Consider the following 13,105-nt stretch of genomic DNA (forward strand, 5'->3'; position numbering starts at 1 on the left):
TCTAGAATGGAGGAATGATGCTGTTGAAGTTCAAGAAGATGGTTACAATCTTTTCATCCATACTGCTGGGTTCAGTAATAGCAATCATGATTTCTAGTAAAGGCGAAGATACAAAGGGCGTTGGGTTATCGGTTTCGGCGGAAAAAGATCTGAAAGCTTTACAAGAAAATGCTGAGTTGATCATTCAAGGTGAGCTTGATGGGGATTATGAGGTGAAGACACAGGTTGCAGACAGAGAACACGATGTTTATCAAATTGACAGGGTATATACCGTAACAGTAAATAAGAGTTTAAAAAATCCTAATGAGAACTACTATACGAGAGGAGATGAGGTAGAGGTCGTCTATCCTGTGGGTTTTTTAAACAAAAGAAAGCTGGAACTTTCGAGGAATATTTACATTCTCTATCAGATGAAATTATCCCCATGCAGTCAGGTGAATACCTCCTTTTTCTGAATGATTTGCACGGGGGATTTTATTTCTCAAACATCAACCATGTGTACAGAAAAGGAATACATAATGAATTTGGAAATATCTCGAGTGATAACATTCCAAAGATTGCAGTCGAGAACTTAATAGAAAACGAATAAGGAAAGAGGAGGATCATATGCCGAAAAGCAAGCTTCTAATCGTAATCGCAATATTAGCTATGACCTTGATCGGTTGTTCCCCAAAAGGTACTTTTATTTTAGGAGACATAACCGAAATAAATGAAGAAACCGGAGATATGAAAATCGGTATTTTTGGAAGGGCAACCGTTAGTGATGCAGACTCCCCCACAGCCCCCTATCCATTTGCAAATAGGCCAGATTCACGAACGATACAAGTTGAGAATCCCGAGAACTACGATGAAGGTGAGAAAGTACAGGTGAAAATCATCAAGGATTATGATGACGATGTCTGGGATCAAGACCGATTAGAGTTTGAAGTGAAGAAGATAGATTAATAAAGCTTACATAGGGACGGTTCTCTTGTTTGAATCTTTATTCCAAACAAGAGAACCGTCCCCATTTTAATCCCATAATACAAGTAATTTCCTTGAAAGCGTCTAACATATGGCGAAATTATTAACACTTCGTGAACGATATATTACGAAGTTGTGAACACTTGTCTTTATTTCGTCAAAATCTGATATAATCAGGCAAGCCCTAATACGTCTAGTAGTTTATGGGATCCCATTTTATAGAAATATGTAACAGTTTGATAGGAGGGTTCAGATTAATGAAAGCTAAACATCTCCGTAATAGATGGTTAGGATTGCTGCCGCTCAGCTTGATCATTTTCTTAAGCGGGTGTGGGCAATTAGAAATGACGATACTTGATCCGAAAGGGCCTGTCTCACAAATGCAATATGACCTGATTGTATATGCGTTCTGGTTCATGATCGGTATCATTGTCGTCGTGTTTGCTTTGTTTGCTTACATGCTCATCAAGTATCGCGAGAACCGTCCCGGCCGCAAAGATAAGGACTATGATCCGAACTTGCACGGGAATACGATGATCGAGATCGTTTGGACGGTCATCCCGTTCATCATTGTCGCGCTATTGTCGATTCCGACGGTGACGACGAACTATGCTTTAGAAAAGCCTCCAGAGCCTGAAGCAGGGGAAGAGGTGAAGGAGCCGCTTGTCATACATGCGACGACGGCGGATTGGAAATGGTTCTTCAGTTATCCGGAACAGGATATTGAAACCGTCAATTACTTACACATCCCGACAGATCGTCCGATCGAATTCCGTTTAACGTCAGCGGATTCCATGTCAGCCCTTTGGATTCCGGCTCTCGGTGGTCAAAAGTACAACATGGCTGGGATGAGGACGAAATTGTACCTTCAAGCGGATGAAGAAGGCATTTATGACGGACGTAATTCGAACTTCAACGGAGAAGGGTTCGCCGCTCAAACCTTCAAAGTGCACGCTGAAGGTGAAGACGAGTTCAACGCTTGGGTGGAAGAAGTATCATCCGAAGCTCCAGAGCTTACACGTGAGCGTTATAATGAGCTGCTCAAACCTGGTTTGACGGACAAAGAGACCTTCTCAAGCACACACCTGGAGTACCTTCAACACCATACGAACGAAGATATGGGCTACGTAGTAGAGCAATACCGTGATCTCTTCAAAGAGAAGCTTCATTTGTATGAAATCGAAAAACAAGAAACCTGGAAATAGAACTGAAAGAAAGCAGGTGAAGACATGCACATTACAGATATTTTAGTCACCGGTGAGCCGATCATCTACGGTGCCATGGTTTCGATGGTACTCGTTGGAATCGCCCTTCTGTTCCTTTTGACGTATTTCAAAAAGTGGGGCTGGTTATGGCGCGAATGGCTGACGACAGTCGACCATAAGAAAATCGGTGTCATGTATATATTAAGTGCCCTGCTCATGTTATTCCGTGGTGGCGTAGACGCCATGATGATGCGTGTGCAGTTGGCATTTCCTGATTTGGGATTCTTGAATTCCCAGCACTATAATGAAATCTTTACAACACACGGGACGATCATGATCATTTTCATGGCGATGCCGTTCCTGATCGGTTTGATGAACATCATCGTTCCATTACAAATCGGTGCCCGTGACTTTGCGTTCCCTTATTTGAACGCTTTGAGTTTCTGGTCGTTCTTCTTCGGAATGGCGCTTTTCAACATCTCCTTCGTCATCGGAGGAGCTCCGGATGCAGGGTGGACGAGTTATACACCACTATCCGGTGCAGCGATGAGCCCGGGACCAGGACAGAACTTCTATCTGATGGGATTGCAGCTATCCGGTATTGGTACCCTGGCAACAGGAATCAACTTGATGGTCACGATTTTGAAAATGCGTGCGCCAGGCATGAAGCTTTTCCATATGCCGATTTTTACATGGTCGACATTGGTCACGTCTTTCATTATCGTATTCGCGTTCCCGATTTTGACCGTAGCGCTTGCGCTACTTACGCTTGACCGTATTTTCGGGTCTCAATTCTTTACATTGACAGGGGAAGGTATGCCGATGATGTGGGCGAACCTCTTCTGGATGTGGGGACACCCGGAAGTCTATATTGTCATTCTTCCGGCATTCGGTATTTTCTCAGAAGTCATCGCGACGTTCGCGAAAAAGCGTTTGTTCGGATACAATGTGATGGTTTGGTCGATGATCGTCATTGCATTGCTCAGTTTCTTAGTATGGGTGCACCACTTCTTTACGATGGGTGCCGGCGCCTTCGTCAACTCGATCTTCTCGATTTCGACGATGTTGATTGCCGTGCCGACCGGAGTGAAGATCTTCAACTGGCTCGCCACCTTATATAAATCGAAAATCGAGTTTACCGTACCGATGATGTGGTCACTTGCGTTCATCCCAAGTTTCATTCTTGGTGGTGTCACAGGGGTCATGCTCGGTATGGCAGCAGCTGACTACCAGTTCCACAACTCGTACTTCCTGATCGCGCACTTCCACTATGTGCTGATTGCGGGTACCGTATTCGCCTGTTTCGCAGGTCTTACATTCTGGTATCCGAAAATGTTCGGCCATAAGATGAACGAACGCATCGGTAAGTGGGCATTCTGGTTGTTCTTCTTCGGCTTCCATGTCTGCTTCTTCCCGCAGTACTTCCTTGGCCTAGATGGAATGCCGCGTCGTTTGTTCATTACGAACGTTGCCGAATGGCTGCCGCTTAACGTCATTTCGACAGTCGGTGCGTTCGGTATGGGACTTGGATTCATGGTCTTCGTCTACAACGTGTACTACAGCTTCCGCTACAGCGAGCGCGAAACAACAGGCGACTCTTGGAATGGAAATGGACGTACGCTTGAATGGGCGACGACGACACCGGTTCCATATTACAACTTTGCAACGGTACCTTATGTGGATGAAATCGACCCATACCTTCGTATGAAAGAAGAAGGAAAAACAACGTATGAAGAGTCGGAGCTTAAGCCGATTCACATGCCGAGTTACACGGCTCAGCCTATCCTCTTCATGGCTCTGCTCGGACTCGCAAGTTTCGGGCTTGTCTTCGAATGGATGTATGTCGCGATCTTCGGATTAATCGGAGGCGTCATCATGATGATCGTCCGTTCCTTCGACTATGATGACGGGTATTATGTGCCGGTCGATGAAATCAAACGCACAGAGAAAAAAGCGAGGGGGTTATGATATGGCTGCAGAAGAACTGAAAACAGGGCCATTAGAATACCGCACGCAAGAAGGGCAAATGGGCATCATGGGCTTTTGGATTTTCCTTGGAGCCGAAGTCGTCCTCTTCGCGACCCTTTTTGCGACCTATGCTGTCCTGTACGGACGTACGGCGGATGCACCGGTTCCAGGTGAATTATTCGAGCCAGGCATCGTGCTGATCATGACGTTCCTACTCTTGACTAGTAGTTTCACTTGTGGACTTGCGATTCATGAAATGCGCCGAGGGTCCGTCAAGGGGCTTACGATTTGGATGTCGATCACCTTGGCCTTAGGACTCGGTTTCCTCGGTTTTGAAATATATGAATTCGTCCACTATGCCCACCTAGGGGCGACGATGCAGTCCAGTGCTTTCTGGTCGGCGTTCTTTACACTGGCCGGAACCCACGGTCTGCACGTCACGCTCGGTATCGGCTGGGCGATCCTGCTCTTGATTCAAATAAGAAAGCGCGGACTGACGAACGTCACAAGCCGTAAATTCTTTATTATCAGCTTATATTGGCACTTCCTTGATGTCATTTGGATCTTCATCTTCACAAGTGTCTATCTAATAGGGATGGTGTTGTAATATGGCCAGTTCAAATAAACGTGTCCCAACAAACCATGTCATCGGATTTGTCTTGTCCCTAGCCATGACGCTCGTTGCTGCCTGGGCGGCCATCGGATCCGACTTGCCTGTCAGCTGGGTCATCATCGGAATCATGATTCTGGCCTTACTGCAAGCAGGCGTGCAATTGTTCATGTTCATGCACGTCACCGAAGCTTCAAGCGGAAATGGCCACGTCCCATGGAATATGATGTTCCACGGTTTCGCTTTGGCCGGCATCATCGTCGCAGGATCTCTGTTCACGATGTCCTTCGGCTTTGATCATGATGGCCATGGTGGTGGCGGTGGAGATCACCAACAGCACGAAGAACAACAAGACCATAGCGGTCACTAATCATTAATAATGGGGGTTATAAGGATGGAACAGAAACGAAACATGCCTATGGAGGCCGGCTGGCCATGGAAAGATTTGATCGGATTTGTCCTTTGCATTACGCTGACGGCTTTTTCATTAGGTGGTGCTTTGTATTCCTCCTATGACCCTAAACTTCTCTTGTTCATCGTGACAGGGCTCAGTTTCACACAAGCGATGATCCAGCTCGTGAAACTGCAACCGAAAGAGTAAAAAAAGAAACGCTTCTTCCAATTATCATGGAAGGAGCGTTTCTTTTTCTTTGTCTAAGCTCTCTTGATAAGCAGGGCTTGCTTCAACGGTAGCTATGATGAACATTACCCAAGCCACATGTGCACCGATCAGGCTTAGATAGAACATCGACCATGTAATGGAAAAAGCGCCGGGGTCTGTGTACATCGTGACCTGGAAAAAGTACAGCCACATGCCGATGAGTAGGATAGATTGAACAACAGCTAAAGCTGTCTTTTTAGTTATGATAAATAGAAATGGCGCAACGGTAGCTAATAGTAAGAACACAACGATCATATCCACGTAAATCATCCCCTTTTAGATGTCTCGACGTTGAAAACGTTTTCTTAATCCTATTGTAACAAAAAATTCTCACTTTAGACACAAAATGTTCATAATTAGGCTTATATTTTTTTGTATCCGTTTTTGATGGGGCTTAAACGTGGGGACGGTTCTCTTGTTTGAAGTAAACGTGGGTAAACGTGGGGACGGTTCTCCCGTTCGGTTTTCCTTCTGATGTGAGTGACAGTCTCTTCTAGGCGAATGTGAACGGGGCGGGCGGTTTGAATGTAGGTCCTTCGATGGAATAGTTTGTAAATGGGCGCTTTAGGCAATAGAGTTCATAGTCCAACATGGAGGGTTTATATGAATGACATCATTTTGTCCGTGATCATCATCGTACTCGTCGTCTTAGGTTGGGGAGCCATCATCCTAAGGGACTTTGATATTGCGAAAGGAAAGGGTTAAGGAAGCTGGGTCCACCACGTCGCAGCGATCTTATTTGCTTTATTACTGATTTGGATAGCCACATGCTTCTTATAAGATTTAACAAAAGAACCGTCTCCATAAAAGTTTGATAATATCGTCATATAAATCGATGGCTTTAGACAACTATTACACTGAAACTGTTATGGATTTTAAACGTCTAATATGAGAAGGGTGAAAAAGATATGAGAAGAGAAGTTTTATATATTGTAATAACAGTCTTCTCGGCACTTTTGTTAGTTGGCTGTTCTGATAATCAAAATGCCGTAAGCCCAAATGATGCAGATGATTATAATGAAGTGAGAGAAAACGTTTGGAAATTTGTTAAAGAAAAAGGTTGGAATGATACTGCAAAGGACAATTGGCAGAGTGCCGAAGTAAAAAAAGTCGTTGGTGACAACAACTACGAGCTATTAGATGGAACTTATGATGGCAAAGAAGTATTATCTGTTTCCTTTGAAGATAAGGAGAATAGCGTTGTTGGCACACCATTAATAATAATCGAACCCGATACAAATAAGGTGATTGGGTATATGCCAAGTGAATAAGGAATGAATTTGACCTTCAATCGAGGTCTTTTCTTATGCACTTCTTTACATTTCCACAGCTGAATATTCTCTTAATGGAAACTTGCTGTGGGGACGGTTCTGTTGTTTGAATTCACGGTATCTGCTATGAGGTTTGGATGCTCAAGCACTTGCCCGATTAGGAAATAGGTTCACTTTAAGAACATCATCCATGTTGAGGAGAGGAAAGTAAGGAAAAACGAAACCTTCCCTCTTTTTTATCGTAAAGAGAAAGAGGGGGGTTAGATATGAAGCGACTGATCTTAAAATCTGTTGTGTCGTCACTACTGATCAGCTTGATCGTATGGGTAGCGAGTCTACTTGTTCCGTTTTCCTATAATGTGTGGAGCTTTTTCATTGGCCTTGGCTTGTCCGTCTTTCTTTTTTTATTCAACAGTAGCGGAGGATCGATATCTAAAGGAGCCAATTATGCGGCCACCCTATCTATTTTTCAGGTGCAAGAGGAAGAGGCGCTGAAGACCAATCTAGGTAGTGTGTTCTTCGGGTCTGTCCTCTATACGATCGTGAGTTTAATCACGATGATTGTCATTTACTTATAGGAAGTTTAGAGATTCATTTGCTGATACAATCAACGTGATCGATAATGGTGCAGGGGTGATAAGTATGAAAGATATAAGCAAAAGGTGGTCAGCCTGGTGTTTTGGTGTGCTTATTTCGGTAGTCGTTGTACGTATATTCAGCGATGAAGCAATAGGCTGGGCTCCGTTTATTGGTGTAGCGATCGGTGGTTTAGTCGGTACATCGGTTGTAATGGGAGTAAAAAGAGTCATTAAAAGCAGGGAATCCTAACCTCCGTTTATATCACGATCACTCCATTTAAGTATGCGAAGTTGTAAATCATCATAAGAAGGAGGGATTTGAATGGACTTATTCATTCCTACGCTGTTTACTTTCATCCCAGTGATTTTAGTAGCGTTTCTAATCAGGTGGATTCGTTTAATCAAAGTGAATAGCGACATTCAAGTGGAACAAAACAAAGAAATCATTGCACTACTTAAAGAAAAAAATCATACCAGTGATTGAACTACTTAACCAAGGGTTTAAAAACATGCATATAAAAGAGGAGGGAAAGTGATGAAATGGGTGACTGCCATGTATGCAGTGATGGTGCTGATTGTTGTCGTCACATTAGTAAATGTCTTTATTTTGGGCAGTGAGTTCGACGGCTTGGCGAGCTGGTTGATTGTGGTGCTGTTTTTGGCAGGATCCATCTCTTTTGCCAATGCAAAGTATTACTTATCGAGAAAGTAAGCGCAATACATAATGGAAACAAAACATATGGGGGATTTACAGTATGAAACGCATCGTATTCCTATTGTTGTCGTTGCTGATTAGTGGATCGATCGTAACTCCAGTGTCAGCCGACTCAACATGGGAAAGAATCAAACTATCGAATGGAGACGTCGTCAAATTTTCGTATGAAGAGCTCTCGAATGGCTTCAGGTATGAGGTGCGATTTGAAAATGGTCGTGACTATTGGTACGAAGAAACGGGGAATACCGGGAGAGCGGGTGGTTCTGGAAGCTTGACCTCGGAAGAGACGGATATGGCAGAGGAAGCGCTGGAAATTTACAAGCAGAATCATGCGGTCCATTCAACGATGGATGAACAGGAACCATCTGGCAGCCCGATCGGCATTCTGATGGTGCTGTTCGGTGTGATTGCGACCTTTTCCTCGCGTACGGCCTGGTACTTGGAGATTGGCTGGAAGCTTCGCGGTGCGGAGCCGAGTGACCTTGCTTTGGGTGCGAATCGTGTAGGGGGAGTGATCGTTGCGCTGCTCGGGCTGTTCGCTTTGTGATCGCCTTGAGTTTCTTTTAGAGAAAACTTTGTAGATATGGTGGTTTTAAGGAGGCTGTATATGACATCCGGGGGCGCGGAGCCTTCCGCCGTTTCAAGGATAAAGCCTTCCACTTAGGCATCGACCAGGAATGGTATGCCTACAAAGACGAAGCCTACCGCGCATTGCACGTGAATGGGCAGAAGAGCATTCGATCCCATACGAATAAAAAGAGCAAGGCCGCCTGGATAGCGGTCTTGCTCTTTTTGTGGCTTAAAGTACCAACAGAGTCATGACTTGTCCTTCGGCATTAAAATCGTCCGTTGATTGGGGACACGAAAGGTCGTGACAATCTGCGGATGTAAGATATAAGATTTGCCATCAATCTCGAATTCAAAGTCTCCGCGGTAGTGTACCTCTTTACCTTGTTCCTCCAACTCTGATTCAATCGCTTTTACATACTTATTATAATCTTTGTACCATTCATCCAGGTGTAAGACGATGTTCCCCTTCTGATACCCTGAATGTTTGTAAATTGAATACACAATCGTAATAATGGCAGCAAGCACCAAAAGAAATATCACTATACCCATTTGCTTCCCTCCTACCCCTTTCATACGAATCTGTCATGTGGTCGGTTTCACTCAAGTAGAAGATACACAAAAGATAACATCCGACGCCTAATCCTATCCGCCAGACCCAATCCAGCTTCATTCCCCTCGGTTGAGAGGGCGGTTCGAGCAAACGGGAGAACCGTCCCCGCATAATGCTCTGAAGCTACCAATTTCCTTTGAAACGAAATAATGATACTCTTGATGAATGATTCCATTTTATTGGAAATTACATGAATTAGAAGATTATGATCGATGGGGAGGCGATGAAGCTACATAAGTAAATGAACTGAACATCAGTTCCTGATCAGAATTATTTTGAGAGGTGATTTTTTGAAAAAGCTGTTACCTTTTCTTTTATTTACTCTGATACTCGGTGCCTGTAGTCCGTTACATCCTAATTTAAGCTCCTCAGGTCCAAAAGAAACCAATGCCCAAAGTATGCCCGAACAAATGCCTGACGACTTCGACTTTTCCATTCAATTCGGTATGGGTAAAAAGAATGGAATTAATACTTTCGAAGGTACCGTGACGAAAGACTTGATACTGGATGGAACAGCAACGACAGAGATCAACTTTACAAAAGAACAAATGAACAACATTTATAAAAAGATGAAAGAGATCAACGTACTAGAAACGAAAAACTTCACTCCGGAATCTGATAACTGTGTGCAGCAACCACATGGGGAAGATGAGTGGAAGATTAGGATCGATGGCAGAGCGGTCACATTATTCATTTCTGGTAAATACTGCACGACGACCAATGATACAAAACAAATGATTAGGTTAAGGGATTATATATTCAACATCGTTAAAAGCAAACAAGAATACAAAGAACTTCCTAAGTCTAAAGGAATGTACCATTAATCAAACACCCGTCACTCCTCATTTAATTAAAACGAGTAAAGGAGGATAATCGAAAATGAAGAAAATTTTCATCGCCATTTCCACTTTGCTGTTAATAATATTAATCGGAATGTTCATCTTTCTGAGTATCCTTTCTACTGAAGTAGGCTATGTGGTATCAACCAGTGACGATACGATCCATATTATTAGTGAGCCATTTCTGGATGAGATTGAAAGTAGAGAAGAGGAAGAAAGGCTTGCGTACCTAGAACAGAAAGCCGACGAACACTATGGTACAATTCATAACAAAGAATACTTGACTTCTTTATTTGGCACTACTTTCGAAAAAGGTGATAAAGTCAAAGCTTATATGGGTGGCGGGATGCAATTGACCGCTCCGGGTCATGCATCGTACACTGTGTTAATTCGAGAAATCAACGATCCGGAATAACAAAAAAGTGCCTGCTCCTTCACGCTTTACACTATAGTAGAAGGGGCAGGCACTTTTCATTATGAGCAAACGGGAGAACCGTCCCCATGAAAAATTGTACTGTATTCTCATCCTCCACCATATGATTATCATGGGCTTGATTACATCAGAGAAAGGTGGATCATCATGAGTAGAACAACAGAAATGGTACTCGGCATCATGGGAGGATTATTCGGGTTCGGAGGAGCATTCTTCGCGCTCTTCATCGGAGCTGTGGACGAATCGTTCAACAGCGGCGCAAGCGAATTCAGCGCGCTCGGAACCAGTGCATTCATTTTCAGTATTATTGCAGTCGTCGGAGGCATTCTCGTTAAGTTCAAACCGAAACTAGCCGGTTGGCTGATGCTCGCTAGCGCCGTAGGACTCGTCATCTCCATCAGTTTGTTTGGCATCATTCCAGCGCTCTTCCTGATTGCGGCAGGATTGATGGGCATAATCAGAAAAGAGAGCAAGGAAGCGGACATGGTCGCCTGATCTATTCAGAGAAAACCGCCTAAGCGGCGGTTTTTTAATGGAAAGATATGTTTTCCAAGAGAGGCATCCGAGCAAATAGGAGGATATACAAGGTGAAAAAGCTATTAAAAGGGTTGCTTATAGCGTTTGGGGTCTTTATGGCATTGATCATTGTGGTTGCACTTGTAGCGGGCGATGAGGAAACAACGGAACCTGCGCCAACCGAACCTGCAAGTGATGAGCAGAAGTCGAAGGAGACCGTAGAGGAGCCAGAGGAAGCGGAACCTGAAGTAGTGGAAGAGCCGGAAGAACCAAAAGAAGAAGAAGCATCGAAATCCGTCGGAATCGGCGAGACCGCAACGATTGAAGAGATCGGCTTCACCGTCTTGAAAGCCAACAGTACGCAGACGATTGATTCAGATAATCAGTTCATCGATCCTGTCAGCACGGATAACCAGTTCATCGTGCTCGATGTAGTCATTAACAACGGGCAGAGTGAACCCATCATGACCGACTCGAACTTCTTCAGCTTGATTGCCGCAGACGGCACGGAGTACAGTCCGAAGAATGATGGCGAGCTCATCATGGTCATGCCGAGCGAGAAGATGCTCTTCCTCGAAGAAATCAACCCCGGCTTGAAAAAAGAAGGCATGATCGTCTTCGAGGTCGGAACAGACATCGATATGAGCGAACTGACCCTGAAAGCCAACGCCGGATTCTGGGGCACAAAAAGTGTGAACATCGATTTGAAGTAGTCTTGGGCCAGTTTTTGTGGGGACGGTTCTCTTGTTTGGTTGAAATCCCAAACAGAAGAACCGTCCCTTCATTTAATTGACACTGAAAGCATAAAAAATGTTTGTCCTAGATTCATCGGGGCTATTCCATTTAGCGTGAATAAGGTATGTAATGTTCTTGTTTTTATCACCAGAAACCTCTATTTGATTATTTTCAATCTTTTCGTCCGTGTAAGTAGCTCCGTTTATTTTTGTATAATGGAGTGAATTTGGCTCATGAATGTCTTTTGGAAAGAGAAGAGATAACGTATCACCAATATCGGCCTTTACTTCGGTTGGCTTTACTTCTTCACCTGAACTGCCCTCAAACATAACAACATCCCCATCGCCTTTTATTTCAATACAAGAATCCCCCGCTTCACATCCTGGGAGTACACTAGGTTCATATTCTTGACCATTGACTTCGATCGCAACTTCTTCTGAAGATGTGCTATTCATTTCGTTCTTATCGACCTCAATGGCATCTTTTGAATCATCTGTTGGATTACAGCTTGCTAATACAATGGATGAGAATATTATGGTGATTACTCTTTTCAATGCCACCACCCTTTCTATGATGTATTTGTTGAGATACTAGCATGTTTATTTATCCTCTCCCAAGATTTTTATAGAAATAAATAGCTCTCTTACATGTCTTTATCACTCTATGGTAAAATAAACCTGATTTTGTTAGGAGGTATAAGATGCTACACACATTCAATTATCCAGTAATCATTATTATGCTTGCTATTTTAATTGGTTTTGTATTTATTGGATACAAGTTAATCAAGAAAATTCTAAACTAATAAAGTTCATAAAAGTAACTGATCACCAAATCTTTACCACAATAAATAGTAAAGATCATGAACTTTGTTATGTAAAATGAAACTTACTTTATAGGATTCTTTCAGTATCATCGTCTATTATCTTAAGGTTATTATTCGAGGAACGTCCGCTTTGTATATGTTTATGTCTTTGTACTCCAGACAAATCGAGTGATTCATCTAGTTCAATAGACTTCTTTTGATTCGCTTCAATCGTAATCGTATAAGGCCCCGATAAATTCATGAGTGATTCCACCCGTAAGTCATCTCGGAAGTTGAAATCTAAGAATTTCAGCTCAAATGTCACCGTTTCATTACTTCTATTGTATAACGTAAGGTTGCAGTCCCCATTTACTAAATCCTCGCTTACATATTCAAAGTCACATTCTATGAAATGGCTTCAACTCCACTTGCATAAGTCTCTTGATAGAGTGTGATCATAGAACCAGGAATTAATGAATATCCTAACACGACTAAAAAAACAGCTCTAAGTCGATACTTCTTCATGCCAAAAAGAATTAATATTATCGCCATTAGAAACAAAATAGAACAGGTTGCACCTAGCAAATCGTAGCCATCCTGAGTAGTAACCGGAAAATTCATGAACGAAG

At 43.2% G+C, this 13,105-nt stretch carries 21 protein-coding genes; 17 read left to right on the plus strand and 4 right to left on the minus strand.

Annotated features, from left to right (window positions below):
* Nucleotides 1-23 precede the first annotated feature (23 nt).
* The 7 genes from H0266_RS14525 (at nucleotide 24) to H0266_RS14555 (ending at nucleotide 5,347) form a co-directional block, all read left to right on the plus strand.
* Nucleotides 24-455, plus strand: coding sequence for a hypothetical protein (locus H0266_RS14525; protein WP_220127285.1), 432 nt, complete (start codon nucleotides 24-26; stop codon nucleotides 453-455).
* Between the two features lie 151 nt (nucleotides 456-606).
* Nucleotides 607-945: a hypothetical protein gene (locus tag H0266_RS14530; protein WP_181473146.1), complete on the plus strand. Its 339-nt coding sequence runs from the start codon at nucleotides 607-609 to the stop codon at nucleotides 943-945.
* A 275-nt stretch (nucleotides 946-1,220) separates the two neighbouring features.
* On the plus strand, nucleotides 1,221-2,168 hold the full coding sequence (gene qoxA / locus H0266_RS14535) for a cytochrome aa3 quinol oxidase subunit II (RefSeq protein ID WP_181473147.1): 948 nt from the start codon (nucleotides 1,221-1,223) through the stop codon (nucleotides 2,166-2,168).
* A 24-nt stretch (nucleotides 2,169-2,192) separates the two neighbouring features.
* Entirely contained in the window at nucleotides 2,193-4,136 is a 1,944-nt protein-coding gene (gene qoxB, locus H0266_RS14540; protein ID WP_181473148.1) for a cytochrome aa3 quinol oxidase subunit I, read from the plus strand.
* Between the two features lies 1 nt (nucleotide 4,137).
* Entirely contained in the window at nucleotides 4,138-4,743 is a 606-nt protein-coding gene (gene qoxC / locus H0266_RS14545) for a cytochrome aa3 quinol oxidase subunit III (RefSeq protein WP_181473149.1), read from the plus strand.
* 1 nt (nucleotide 4,744) lies between these two features.
* Nucleotides 4,745-5,116, plus strand: a complete 372-nt coding sequence (gene qoxD / locus H0266_RS14550; RefSeq protein ID WP_181473150.1) for a cytochrome aa3 quinol oxidase subunit IV — start codon at nucleotides 4,745-4,747, stop codon at nucleotides 5,114-5,116.
* 24 nt (nucleotides 5,117-5,140) lie between these two features.
* Nucleotides 5,141-5,347, plus strand: coding sequence for a cytochrome C oxidase subunit IV family protein (locus H0266_RS14555; protein WP_181473151.1), 207 nt, complete (start codon nucleotides 5,141-5,143; stop codon nucleotides 5,345-5,347).
* A 24-nt stretch (nucleotides 5,348-5,371) separates the two neighbouring features.
* Here the strand turns inward: H0266_RS14555 and H0266_RS14560 are convergent, their stop codons facing one another.
* Nucleotides 5,372-5,662 (minus strand): hypothetical protein, encoded by a 291-nt coding sequence (locus H0266_RS14560; RefSeq protein WP_246364123.1) that lies wholly within the window; start codon nucleotides 5,660-5,662, stop codon nucleotides 5,372-5,374.
* 653 nt (nucleotides 5,663-6,315) lie between these two features.
* Between H0266_RS14560 and H0266_RS14565 the strand changes: the two genes are divergently transcribed.
* The 6 genes from H0266_RS14565 to H0266_RS14590 all read left to right on the plus strand — a co-directional run bounded on the left by H0266_RS14565 (nucleotide 6,316) and on the right by H0266_RS14590 (nucleotide 8,518).
* On the plus strand, nucleotides 6,316-6,678 hold the full coding sequence (locus H0266_RS14565) for a hypothetical protein (protein ID WP_181473153.1): 363 nt from the start codon (nucleotides 6,316-6,318) through the stop codon (nucleotides 6,676-6,678).
* A gap of 266 nt (nucleotides 6,679-6,944) precedes the next feature.
* Complete coding sequence (locus H0266_RS14570; RefSeq protein ID WP_181473154.1) at nucleotides 6,945-7,256, plus strand: hypothetical protein; 312 nt, start codon at nucleotides 6,945-6,947, stop codon at nucleotides 7,254-7,256.
* 64 nt (nucleotides 7,257-7,320) lie between these two features.
* Nucleotides 7,321-7,506, plus strand: a complete 186-nt coding sequence (locus H0266_RS14575; RefSeq protein WP_181473155.1) for a hypothetical protein — start codon at nucleotides 7,321-7,323, stop codon at nucleotides 7,504-7,506.
* Between the two features lie 72 nt (nucleotides 7,507-7,578).
* Nucleotides 7,579-7,740, plus strand: coding sequence for a hypothetical protein (locus H0266_RS14580; protein WP_181473156.1), 162 nt, complete (start codon nucleotides 7,579-7,581; stop codon nucleotides 7,738-7,740).
* A gap of 51 nt (nucleotides 7,741-7,791) precedes the next feature.
* A complete protein-coding gene (locus tag H0266_RS14585; protein ID WP_181473157.1) occupies nucleotides 7,792-7,968 on the plus strand; it encodes a hypothetical protein in 177 nt (58 codons plus the stop codon).
* Between the two features lie 43 nt (nucleotides 7,969-8,011).
* Complete coding sequence (locus H0266_RS14590; protein ID WP_181473158.1) at nucleotides 8,012-8,518, plus strand: DUF6199 family natural product biosynthesis protein; 507 nt, start codon at nucleotides 8,012-8,014, stop codon at nucleotides 8,516-8,518.
* Nucleotides 8,519-8,787: 269 nt separating this feature from the next.
* Here H0266_RS14590 and H0266_RS14595 read toward each other — a convergent pair whose 3' ends face one another.
* Nucleotides 8,788-9,090 (minus strand): hypothetical protein, encoded by a 303-nt coding sequence (locus H0266_RS14595; RefSeq protein ID WP_181473159.1) that lies wholly within the window; start codon nucleotides 9,088-9,090, stop codon nucleotides 8,788-8,790.
* A 459-nt stretch (nucleotides 9,091-9,549) separates the two neighbouring features.
* On the opposite strand from H0266_RS14595, the gene H0266_RS14600 reads away from it, so the two are divergent.
* From H0266_RS14600 to H0266_RS14615, 4 genes are all read left to right on the plus strand, one after another.
* On the plus strand, nucleotides 9,550-9,975 hold the full coding sequence (locus tag H0266_RS14600) for a hypothetical protein (protein WP_181473160.1): 426 nt from the start codon (nucleotides 9,550-9,552) through the stop codon (nucleotides 9,973-9,975).
* A gap of 55 nt (nucleotides 9,976-10,030) precedes the next feature.
* Entirely contained in the window at nucleotides 10,031-10,405 is a 375-nt protein-coding gene (locus H0266_RS14605; RefSeq protein ID WP_181473161.1) for a DUF3221 domain-containing protein, read from the plus strand.
* Between the two features lie 165 nt (nucleotides 10,406-10,570).
* Nucleotides 10,571-10,918, plus strand: a complete 348-nt coding sequence (locus H0266_RS14610; RefSeq protein WP_181473162.1) for a DUF4064 domain-containing protein — start codon at nucleotides 10,571-10,573, stop codon at nucleotides 10,916-10,918.
* A 92-nt stretch (nucleotides 10,919-11,010) separates the two neighbouring features.
* The gene (locus H0266_RS14615) at nucleotides 11,011-11,652 is read left to right on the plus strand and encodes a DUF4352 domain-containing protein (RefSeq protein WP_181473163.1); all 642 of its coding nucleotides are present in this window, start codon (nucleotides 11,011-11,013) and stop codon (nucleotides 11,650-11,652) included.
* Between the two features lie 72 nt (nucleotides 11,653-11,724).
* Here the strand turns inward: H0266_RS14615 and H0266_RS14620 are convergent, their stop codons facing one another.
* Both H0266_RS14620 and H0266_RS19525 read right to left on the minus strand, forming a co-directional pair.
* On the minus strand, nucleotides 11,725-12,228 hold the full coding sequence (locus H0266_RS14620) for a hypothetical protein (RefSeq protein ID WP_181473164.1): 504 nt from the start codon (nucleotides 12,226-12,228) through the stop codon (nucleotides 11,725-11,727).
* 336 nt (nucleotides 12,229-12,564) lie between these two features.
* Entirely contained in the window at nucleotides 12,565-12,738 is a 174-nt protein-coding gene (locus H0266_RS19525; RefSeq protein ID WP_246364037.1) for a hypothetical protein, read from the minus strand.
* Between the last annotated feature and the right edge of the window lie 367 nt (nucleotides 12,739-13,105).

The sequence above is a fragment of the Halobacillus locisalis genome, assembly GCF_013694105.1.
GTDB lineage: Bacteria > Bacillota > Bacilli > Bacillales > Halobacillaceae > Halobacillus > Halobacillus locisalis.

Bases quoted from the DNA above. Each gene is read 5' to 3' on its own strand.
- H0266_RS14530 (WP_181473146.1), top strand. From the start codon at position 607: ATGCCGAAAAGCAAGCTTCTAATCGTAATCGCAATATTAGCTATGACC.
- qoxA (WP_181473147.1), top strand. From the start codon at position 1,221: ATGAAAGCTAAACATCTCCGTAATAGATGGTTAGGATTGCTGCCGCTC.
- qoxB (WP_181473148.1), top strand. From the start codon at position 2,193: ATGCACATTACAGATATTTTAGTCACCGGTGAGCCGATCATCTACGGT.
- qoxC (WP_181473149.1), top strand. From the start codon at position 4,138: ATGGCTGCAGAAGAACTGAAAACAGGGCCATTAGAATACCGCACGCAA.
- qoxD (WP_181473150.1), top strand. From the start codon at position 4,745: ATGGCCAGTTCAAATAAACGTGTCCCAACAAACCATGTCATCGGATTT.
- H0266_RS14555 (WP_181473151.1), top strand. From the start codon at position 5,141: ATGGAACAGAAACGAAACATGCCTATGGAGGCCGGCTGGCCATGGAAA.
- H0266_RS14560 (WP_246364123.1), bottom strand. From the start codon at position 5,662: ATGATCGTTGTGTTCTTACTATTAGCTACCGTTGCGCCATTTCTATTT.
- H0266_RS14565 (WP_181473153.1), top strand. From the start codon at position 6,316: ATGAGAAGAGAAGTTTTATATATTGTAATAACAGTCTTCTCGGCACTT.
- H0266_RS14570 (WP_181473154.1), top strand. From the start codon at position 6,945: ATGAAGCGACTGATCTTAAAATCTGTTGTGTCGTCACTACTGATCAGC.
- H0266_RS14575 (WP_181473155.1), top strand. From the start codon at position 7,321: ATGAAAGATATAAGCAAAAGGTGGTCAGCCTGGTGTTTTGGTGTGCTT.
- H0266_RS14580 (WP_181473156.1), top strand. From the start codon at position 7,579: ATGGACTTATTCATTCCTACGCTGTTTACTTTCATCCCAGTGATTTTA.
- H0266_RS14585 (WP_181473157.1), top strand. From the start codon at position 7,792: ATGAAATGGGTGACTGCCATGTATGCAGTGATGGTGCTGATTGTTGTC.
- H0266_RS14590 (WP_181473158.1), top strand. From the start codon at position 8,012: ATGAAACGCATCGTATTCCTATTGTTGTCGTTGCTGATTAGTGGATCG.
- H0266_RS14595 (WP_181473159.1), bottom strand. From the start codon at position 9,090: ATGGGTATAGTGATATTTCTTTTGGTGCTTGCTGCCATTATTACGATT.
- H0266_RS14600 (WP_181473160.1), top strand. From the start codon at position 9,550: ATGCCCGAACAAATGCCTGACGACTTCGACTTTTCCATTCAATTCGGT.
- H0266_RS14605 (WP_181473161.1), top strand. From the start codon at position 10,031: ATGAAGAAAATTTTCATCGCCATTTCCACTTTGCTGTTAATAATATTA.
- H0266_RS14610 (WP_181473162.1), top strand. From the start codon at position 10,571: ATGAGTAGAACAACAGAAATGGTACTCGGCATCATGGGAGGATTATTC.
- H0266_RS19525 (WP_246364037.1), bottom strand. From the start codon at position 12,738: ATGAATTTATCGGGGCCTTATACGATTACGATTGAAGCGAATCAAAAG.